An 8,161-nucleotide genomic window follows, 5' to 3' on the forward strand; every position below is an offset into this window, starting at 1 on the left:
CAATGAATCATAGACAATTTCGCTTAGAAGATCTTGCTCGTCTGGTACAAGGCGAGCACGTGGGTCAGTCTGATTTAATCTTGCAAGGATTGGCAAGCCTGGATGTCGCTCAAGCGAAACATATTGCATTTGTAAACGCTGATAAATATCTGGATCAGGCGCGTGCTTCAAAAGCCGGTGCCTTGATCGTGACTTCAACTCTAAAAGAACAGTTAGATACGCACAATAACTTTATTGTCGTGGACAATCCTTATCTTGCTTTTGCTATCCTGACGCATGTATTTGAGAAGAAAAATGAGCATCGGGGGATAGAAAGTACAGCACAAATTCATTCTTCTGCGCTAATTTCCGATAGTGCCTATATTGGGCATTATGTGGTAATTGGTGAACATTGTGTAGTAGGGGATGATACCGTCATTCAATCCCATGTAAAAATTGATGATGATGTGGAAATTGGCAAGCAATGTTTTATTGATTCACATGTTACTTTAACCGGTGAAACCCAGATCGGTGACCGTGTCCGTATTCATGCCAATACCGTGATTGGTGGAGAAGGCTTTGGTTTTGCGCCTTATCAGGGGAAATGGCATCGTATTGCCCAATTAGGTTCAGTTAAAATTGGTAATGATGTACGCATTGGATCAAATTGCAGTATTGACCGCGGTGCACTTGATGACACTATTCTGGAAGATGGTGTCATTATTGATAATCTTGTGCAAATTGCCCATAACGTAAAAATTGGTGCGAATACAGCGCTTGCTGCAAAATGTGGTATTGCAGGGAGTACTACAATTGGCAAAAACTGTGTATTTGCAGGTGCAGTAGGGGTAGTAGGTCATATTAATATTGCAGATAATGTGACAATTACCGGTATGTCAATGGTCACAAAAAGTATTTCTGAGGCAGGGAGCTATTCTTCTGGTACGCCGATGCTAGAAAGTTTGCACTGGAAACGGGCGGCAGTACGCTTTAAACAATTAGCAGATGTGCCATTGACCCAATTAGTGAAACGGCTTGATCATATACAGGCTCAAATCGAGTCCCTTGAATCAACTTTTAAGCGTAAATAGAATTATGATGACTGAGTCTAATACTCCTGCATTTACGAAGCCTGAATTGCCAATGCATATTCAACAAATTCGTGAATATTTACCTCACCGCTATCCATTCTTATTGGTCGATCGTATTGTTGATGTGACCGATAATGGCATCGTGGGTTATAAGAATGTTTCAATCAACGAAGAGTTTTTACAGGGACATTTCCCTGGCTATCCAATTATGCCAGGTGTATTGATTGTTGAGGCATTGGCTCAAGTCTCTGGTATACTTGGTTTTATCATGAATAATGAAAAGCCAAGCGAAGGCTCTTTGTTTCTTTTTGCGGGTGCTGAAAAGGTTCGCTTTAAGAAACAGGTCGTTGCTGGTGACCAACTGGTATTAAAATCAGAATTGGTTATGCACAAACGTGGCATTTACAAATATAATTGTATAGCCACAGTGGATGGCGTTGTAGCAACTACCGCGGAAATTATGGTTTCGCATCAGAAAATAGAGCAGGCATGAGTAATAACGATTTAATTCACCCAACCGCCATTATTGACTCTTCTGCAGTCATTGCTGCAGATGTGCAAATTGGTCCTTATTGTATTATTGGGCCACAGGTCACCATTGGTGAAGGCACCAAGCTACATTCACATGTAGTGGTCGGTGGCTACACTCGAATTGGGAAAAACAATGAAATATTCCAGTTTGCGAGTGTGGGTGAAGTTTGTCAGGACTTAAAATATGCTGGTGAAGAGACCTGGCTTGAAATCGGCGATCACAACTCCATTCGCGAGCATTGCAGCTTGCATCGTGGTACCACTCAAGATCACGGTCTTACCAAAATTGGCAGTCATAATTTATTGATGGTCAATACCCATATTGCACATGACTGTATGGTGGGTGATCATAATATTTTTGCCAATAATGTCGGCGTTGCTGGACATGTTCATGTTGGTGATTATGTGGTTGTAGGTGGTAACTCGGGTATTCATCAATTCTGTAAAATTGATTCTTACAGCATGATTGGTGGAGCATCCTTGATTTTAAAGGATGTCCCTGCTTATGTGATGGTTTCGGGTAATCCAGCACATGCCTTTGCGATGAATGTTGAAGGTATGCGTCGTAAGGGATGGTCTAAAAACGTCATTCAGGCCTTACGTCAGGCCTTTAAATTGATTTATAAAGAAGGTTTAACCACTGAGCAAGCAATTCAGCAGATTCGTAATGATATTCTGCCAGAAGCGCCAGAAGTCCAGTTATTGATTGATTCTTTGGAACAATCGAAGCGTGGTATTGTTCGTTAATTGAATATGCTGGTCAAAAAAAGACACCCATTAAGGTGTCTTTTTTTTTGTTTTTTATTTCTTTAAATATCCAACTTCTTCAGATTTAGGATAATTTTTGAGTAATTTGCTTTTAAGCTGGTTGGCGAGCGTTGTATTGTGATCCACATCTTTGGCAATGTTGTAGAGCTGGTAAACAGAACGTGATGCCTTTGCAGAATTGGGGTATTGATTAACCACAATATTATAGTTCTTTTTGGCTTCCACATAATTGGTCGGTTCAATCGCCAAATTAAATTCAGCAAGCCAAAAATAAGCATTGCTGATGTAGACACTATTGGGATTATTCTTGATAAAGTTTTGCATAGGCGCAATGGCTTTTTTTGCACCGCCTTGTTTATAGGCATCCAATGCAACAGTGTAGGCTGCCTTATCCAGTTCAGCACTAGCGGGAACAGTTTGTTTAGCGGCTGCGGCAGTCGCTGGATTTGATGGCGTAGAAGATGCTACTGGGGCTGGGGTGCTTGTGCCGGTGCTGGGAGACGTATCCTGTTGGTTATCCTCCTCTGGCGCTGCACTTTCGGGATCTACTTTTTGTTGCAGCAATTCTAGACGTTGATCCAAATCGGTATATCGATTGGCCAGTTCATGTTTCAGTTGTTCAATTTCGTTGTCCTGTTCTTCAATTTTTCCGCGTAATGCACGAATGTCATTTTCTAATTGCTGGTTTTTTTGCATGATTTGCCAATTCAGGTTGGTTGGCACATTGGCCACAGTTGCGCCTGAGTTAATGGCAACATTGTTGGCACTCAGGTCAATAGCGTTATTTTGACTCAAGCCGCGTGATTCAATTGGAACATTGGCATAAAGTGAAGCGGAACCCAATAAGGTGAGTACACATAAAGCATGCTGTTTGAGCATCATAAAAAAACATCCATTTTGTATTCTTTGGTACTTTCTAAACCCAAGGTTTTAAAGCGTGACCATTTAAAAGACATGACGACATTAAAAACGTCCGGTCCATAAAATGCAATATGTGTTTACAATCTTGTCGTAGTCTTAAAGTAATTGATTGGACTGATAAAAAATATCCAAAAATACTGTTTTTAATCAATATTGTTTTTTAAATAATCAAATAAAAGCAATATTGCTGGAAAATGGGTTTGAAGACTTGCAAGTTGATTAAAAATCTCTATACTCTGTTCTTGCAATGGTAGCCCTGCCGGTTACTTCGCAATTGTACTCCACGAACCCCGCCAGGACCGGAAGGTAGCAACGGTAGTGGAAATATGATGTGCCGAAGGCTTGCTGGTAGGGTTGCCACCATATTTATAATTAAAAAAAGACACAGTCATCCTTTCCTTTAGTCTCATCTATTATTTTATATTTTAAAATTACACGTAGTATTTTCTATGTGATCGTTATGCTTATTTCTATTTTGATCGCGTTATTGCTTATTTCATTGCAATCTTTTGCTCTCAAGATGTTCATTTCCTTGTTGAGCATGATTAGTTGCTTACTATCACGCAGTTATATCATTCGTTTGTGACATCATAAGCTTGTTCTGGATGATGAGCATTTAACAATTCGTGGCTTAAAAACCATAATTATTGACCTGGCACAAATAGAAGCAATTGATAAACGCAGGGTAAATGGATTTAGTCACATCAATCTTTTATTTAAAAGGGCGAAACCGTCTTAAAATGAGAATGTATGAGTATTTGGAGCAATACGAAGCTTTGTGGTTATTTTTTAATGAATTATTCATATCGTCATCGGGATTGAACAGAATTCCGAATTCTGCGAATAATGATATTAATCCTCAGGTTTACGGCCAATTGCTTTCATAATTGCATCCATTTCAAAACCACGATACATCAAAAAACGAATTTGTTTGGCTTTCAGTTTCGGCTCTTTTTCAACTGCCAGTCCGAATTTTTTTACTTTCAGTTGATAGGCCTGTTCATTCCAGTCGGTTTCTTTTAATTCGTCCTGAATTAAACTGCTATCAATTTTTTTTGATTTTAAAGCCAGCTTAATGCGGTTAGGGCCTTTGCCTTTACGTTTTTGGCTCGACAGCATCATTTCAGCGACACGCTGGTCACTCTGATAATTTTCTTTTGCCAGTTCATCCACCAGTTTAACCACTTCCTCACGATCCACTGCATAAAGCGCAAGTTTCTCAATCAGATCTGCTTTCGAGTATTCCTTGCGTGTCAGTACAGCAAAAGCATAGGAACGTAAGCGTGTTCCAGTCAGGCCTTGAGGTTTTGGTTCAGATGGAGCTTCAAAATGTAAGGCGTTTGAATCTGTAGATACATTTGAATGTGGGGATTCTGGTGCTGATTCATCAAACTGTTGCTTGAGCGTTTCATAGTCAAGCATGTTGGGAAATTTTGGATTGCTCATAAGGGTTAGATCACATCAAATAAAAAACGCCCCGTAGGGCGTTTTACAGTTTAACTGGAAAAATTCGACTTTAACATCATGCTGATTAAGCATCTAGAAAGTCTGGTTCTTCTTCGTCTTTTTCTTCAATTGGCTTAGTTACAGGGGTTAACAGCTTTTCACGAATCAGACGGTCAAGTTCCTGTGCAATTTGAGGGTTTTCCTCTAAATGGCGGATCACATTGTTTTTACCTTGACCAATTTTATTGCCTTGATATGAGTACCAGGCACCCGCTTTTTGTACCAGTTCTTGAGCTACTGCAAGATCAACCAGTTCGCCCAGTTGGTTCACACCTTTACCATACAGAATCTGGAATAACGCTTCTTTAAACGGAGGCGCCATTTTGTTCTTCACGACTTTAACCCGTGTTTCAGAACCAACAATCTCGTCACCTTCTTTCACTTGACCGATACGGCGGATATCCAGACGTACAGAAGCGTAGAATTTAAGCGCGTTACCACCAGTGGTAGTTTCAGGGCTACCGAACATTACACCAATCTTCATACGGATCTGGTTAATGAAGATCACCATACAGTTAGAGCGTTTTGCATTACCGGTAATTTTACGTAATGCCTGACTCATCAAACGGGCTTGCAGACCCATGTGCGAGTCGCCCATTTCGCCTTCAATTTCAGCGCGAGGCGTAAGGGCAGCCACGGAGTCGACAACGATCATGTCAATTGCACCAGAGCGTACCAGCATATCGGCAATTTCAAGCGCCTGTTCACCATTGTCTGGTTGTGACACAAGCAGATTGTCGATATCTACGCCTAACTTGCGTGCATATTGCGGATCAAGCGCATGTTCGGCATCAATAAAGGCACAGGTACCACCAGCTTTTTGACATTCTGCAATAGCTTGCAAGGTCATGGTGGTTTTACCTGATGATTCAGGACCATAGATTTCGATGATACGGCCTTTAGGCAGACCACCGATACCTAGTGCGATATCCAGGGTTAAAGAACCTGTAGAAACCGCTTCAACGGCTTGTACAGTGTTATCACCAAGACGCATTACTGTGTTTTTACCAAATTGTTTTTCAATTTGGCTTAGGGCAGCGTTCAGCGCCTTGCTTTTATTATCATCCATCTCACAACCTCAAAACGATGTCACAGAAATATTAACTTAAGTGGATGTGTTACTTTCAAACGTGTTCCACCCAAGTATAGTGACAGATTCATTCTTTATGTTCTATATCAATTCGGTCGAGTACGACAGAATATGACGCTTAAATTAATCATGACTATAAGACCAGTCTTGGTCAAATTGCTGATCATTATCTTGTTTAAATTTACTGATTTGACGTCGATCTTTTTTACTTGGCCGATGTTCAGGTCGGGCTAGATTATGCAACTTTCTTTGGGTAGCAATCAACTCCCGTCTTGCAACACTGACTTCAGTTTCTTCATAAAGTTGCTGGGCAATCGGTGCTGCACCGCGAATACCCGACAAAGCTTTAATCACCACAGTTTTACGGTCAAAACCCTGCTGTATGGTCAGCTCCATCCCGACACGCACCTCTTTAGAAACTTTAACCCGTTCACCATTGTGATGGACTTTGCCGCCTTCAATTGCAGATTTAGATATTGAACGTGTTTTAAAAAAACGTGCTGCCCACAACCATTTATCAACACGCATACTTTCAACATGGTTTTGTTGAGAAGAATTAGGCATATTTTTTCAGATCCTCAGCTTGTTCTAAGATCACCATTAAATCAGTCAAATCTTGTAAAATAGGATAAGAGCTTTCAGTTCTTATCTCTCTTTTAGATGAGGGCTGGGCAATGGTAATTAAATGCCGGATACCAAATTTTTCTGCACCTTTGAGTACTTTTTCAGTGTCATCAATAAAATAGGCGTGTTCCACCGGAAAAGGATGCAGTGCATGAAGCTTTTGCCAAAATTCGATAGATTCTTTGGCATAGCCAATGCTTTCACTGCTGACAATCACATCAAAGTAATGCGCAATTTGGGTTTGTTCGAGTTTAAATTTTAAACCTTCGCAATCGGCATTGGTTGCTATCCAGCAGGCATAGCCGTGGCTTTTAAGATATTCCAGTAATTCAATACAGCCTGAACGTAAAGCCACCTTGTGTTTGAACTCGTGTTGTAGGGCCAGTGTATCTACACCTACTTTCGAGCTCCAGAAACGTGTGGAATACCAGTTTAAGGTATGATTATATTGCTGATAAAACTGAAATAGCGCTTGGGTACTTTGTTCGAGTGTACAGTTATGCTTTTGCGCATAGCGAATGGGAAGCTGATGATTCCAGATGAAATCATCATAGGCAAGATCAAGAAGCGTACCATCCATATCAAAAATGATGGTGGGTTTTTCTGAATAATTCGGCATATGAAGGTAATCTATGTTTAAAGCAACAACAGCACCGCAAGATGCTTTGATTTTACAGTTGGTTCCCATTGTGACACAGGCATGTGAAATTTTGCGAGCAGAATATCAGGCCTATTGTGCAGGTGAAACCTTCGATGTCGAGCATAAAAGTGACCAGTCACCCGTGACTCAGGCAGATTATCGGGTCAATGCCTTTATCACCAAGGTATTACAAACTACCTTTCCGAACATTTCGTTGTTATCTGAAGAAGGTGACAATACCCAGCGCAAGCAATGGCAAAATTTCTGGTTGCTTGACCCTTTGGATGGCACCAAGGAATTTCTGCATAAACGTCCCGAATTTACAATTAACTTGAGTCTGGTAGAAGGTGCATATACCACGTTTGCAGTCTTGGCCATACCGGGTGAGCAAACGATCTATTTTTGTCCCAAACAAGGCATGCCCTTAAAATTTGAGATTGAAACGGGACAGTGGCTGCAATATGCCGATGATGTGCAGTCTAAAACTGTACAGGTTGGTTTAAGTCAAAGTAGTCAAAACAAGCCCAAATATGCCGAATACCTAGGCATTTTGAAGCAGCAAGTTGATATTGTGGAGTTCAAGGCGGGGAGTGCCTATAAATTTTGTATGATGCTGGAAGGAAAAGTAGATATTTATCCACGTTTCCATCCGACCAGCGAGTGGGATACCAGTGCAGGGCAATGCCTGATTGAGCGCATCGGTGGTGGTCTGGTCGATTTTAAGGGCAGACCCTTTGTATACAATCAGCGTGACAGTTTGCTGAACGGTGGTTTTATCGCATTTCGAAATGAAAAAATGAAAAATTTAGCCTTCCAGACGCTAGAACTTATGGCGAACGTTCATTGAGCTGAAGCTTGAACATGCTATAGTGTTGGATGTACCCATGTTTAATTTTTTGGCTGCTTCATGGCGTTAGATCTACTCCCTACAAGTATGCTGAAGGCGCTTGATTTACTGCCTGATGCAAAAACTCCGGTGACTTTGTTTACCCGCCATTCTATTCGTGAAGT

Annotated in this window: 9 protein-coding genes, 1 other RNA gene and 1 pseudogene; 6 read left to right on the top strand and 5 right to left on the bottom strand. The window is 41.0% G+C overall.

Annotated features, from left to right (window positions below; genetic code table 11):
• The first annotated feature begins 2 nt into the window (after window positions 1-2).
• The 3 genes from lpxD to lpxA are packed head-to-tail and all read left to right on the top strand — an operon-like array spanning window position 3 to window position 2,348.
• Window positions 3-1,070, top strand: coding sequence for a UDP-3-O-(3-hydroxymyristoyl)glucosamine N-acyltransferase (gene lpxD / locus B4C48_RS02465; RefSeq protein ID WP_291353920.1), 1,068 nt, complete (start codon window positions 3-5; stop codon window positions 1,068-1,070).
• Between the two features lie 7 nt (window positions 1,071-1,077).
• Entirely contained in the window at window positions 1,078-1,563 is a 486-nt protein-coding gene (gene fabZ, locus B4C48_RS02470) for a 3-hydroxyacyl-ACP dehydratase FabZ (protein WP_174559135.1), read from the top strand.
• Window positions 1,560-2,348, top strand: a complete 789-nt coding sequence (lpxA, locus tag B4C48_RS02475; RefSeq protein WP_291353923.1) for an acyl-ACP--UDP-N-acetylglucosamine O-acyltransferase — start codon at window positions 1,560-1,562, stop codon at window positions 2,346-2,348. The genes fabZ and lpxA overlap by 4 nt, the downstream gene beginning before the upstream one ends.
• A gap of 54 nt (window positions 2,349-2,402) precedes the next feature.
• Here the strand turns inward: lpxA and B4C48_RS02480 are convergent, their stop codons facing one another.
• Window positions 2,403-3,251 carry a YbgF trimerization domain-containing protein gene (locus B4C48_RS02480; RefSeq protein ID WP_291353925.1) on the bottom strand — a complete coding sequence of 283 codons (849 nt, stop codon included), beginning with the start codon at window positions 3,249-3,251 and terminating at the stop codon, window positions 2,403-2,405.
• Between the two features lie 296 nt (window positions 3,252-3,547).
• Here B4C48_RS02480 and ffs point away from each other — a divergent pair.
• Window positions 3,548-3,644: signal recognition particle sRNA small type (gene ffs / locus B4C48_RS02485), an RNA gene on the top strand.
• A gap of 498 nt (window positions 3,645-4,142) precedes the next feature.
• Here the strand turns inward: ffs and B4C48_RS02490 are convergent.
• From B4C48_RS02490 to B4C48_RS02505, 4 genes are all read right to left on the bottom strand, one after another.
• Window positions 4,143-4,736, bottom strand: coding sequence for a regulatory protein RecX (locus B4C48_RS02490; RefSeq protein ID WP_291353927.1), 594 nt, complete (start codon window positions 4,734-4,736; stop codon window positions 4,143-4,145).
• 85 nt (window positions 4,737-4,821) lie between these two features.
• Entirely contained in the window at window positions 4,822-5,865 is a 1,044-nt protein-coding gene (recA, locus tag B4C48_RS02495) for a recombinase RecA (RefSeq protein WP_291353929.1), read from the bottom strand.
• Window positions 5,866-6,009: 144 nt separating this feature from the next.
• On the bottom strand, window positions 6,010-6,450 hold the full coding sequence (locus tag B4C48_RS02500; protein ID WP_291353931.1) for an RNA-binding S4 domain-containing protein: 441 nt from the start codon (window positions 6,448-6,450) through the stop codon (window positions 6,010-6,012).
• Entirely contained in the window at window positions 6,443-7,129 is a 687-nt protein-coding gene (locus B4C48_RS02505) for an HAD-IA family hydrolase (protein ID WP_291353933.1), read from the bottom strand. The genes B4C48_RS02500 and B4C48_RS02505 overlap by 8 nt, the downstream gene beginning before the upstream one ends.
• A gap of 13 nt (window positions 7,130-7,142) precedes the next feature.
• Between B4C48_RS02505 and B4C48_RS02510 the strand changes: the two genes are divergently transcribed.
• Together B4C48_RS02510 and B4C48_RS02515 are read left to right on the top strand one after the other, a co-directional pair.
• Window positions 7,143-7,997 (top strand): 3'(2'),5'-bisphosphate nucleotidase CysQ family protein, encoded by an 855-nt coding sequence (locus tag B4C48_RS02510; RefSeq protein ID WP_291353936.1) that lies wholly within the window; start codon window positions 7,143-7,145, stop codon window positions 7,995-7,997.
• 60 nt (window positions 7,998-8,057) lie between these two features.
• Window positions 8,058-8,161, top strand: a pseudogene (locus tag B4C48_RS02515) (histidine phosphatase family protein); the annotation flags it as partial.

The organism is Acinetobacter sp. UBA3106, assembly GCA_002365595.1.
In the GTDB taxonomy this organism is placed as follows: domain Bacteria; phylum Pseudomonadota; class Gammaproteobacteria; order Pseudomonadales; family Moraxellaceae; genus Acinetobacter.

Coding starts and splice junctions, on each gene's coding strand:
- lpxD (WP_291353920.1), top strand. CDS start 3: ATGAATCATAGACAATTTCGCTTAGAAGATCTTGCTCGTCTGGTACAA.
- fabZ (WP_174559135.1), top strand. CDS start 1,078: ATGACTGAGTCTAATACTCCTGCATTTACGAAGCCTGAATTGCCAATG.
- lpxA (WP_291353923.1), top strand. CDS start 1,560: ATGAGTAATAACGATTTAATTCACCCAACCGCCATTATTGACTCTTCT.
- B4C48_RS02480 (WP_291353925.1), bottom strand. CDS start 3,251: ATGATGCTCAAACAGCATGCTTTATGTGTACTCACCTTATTGGGTTCC.
- B4C48_RS02490 (WP_291353927.1), bottom strand. CDS start 4,736: ATGAGCAATCCAAAATTTCCCAACATGCTTGACTATGAAACGCTCAAG.
- recA (WP_291353929.1), bottom strand. CDS start 5,865: ATGGATGATAATAAAAGCAAGGCGCTGAACGCTGCCCTAAGCCAAATT.
- B4C48_RS02500 (WP_291353931.1), bottom strand. CDS start 6,450: ATGCCTAATTCTTCTCAACAAAACCATGTTGAAAGTATGCGTGTTGAT.
- B4C48_RS02505 (WP_291353933.1), bottom strand. CDS start 7,129: ATGCCGAATTATTCAGAAAAACCCACCATCATTTTTGATATGGATGGT.
- B4C48_RS02510 (WP_291353936.1), top strand. CDS start 7,143: ATGTTTAAAGCAACAACAGCACCGCAAGATGCTTTGATTTTACAGTTG.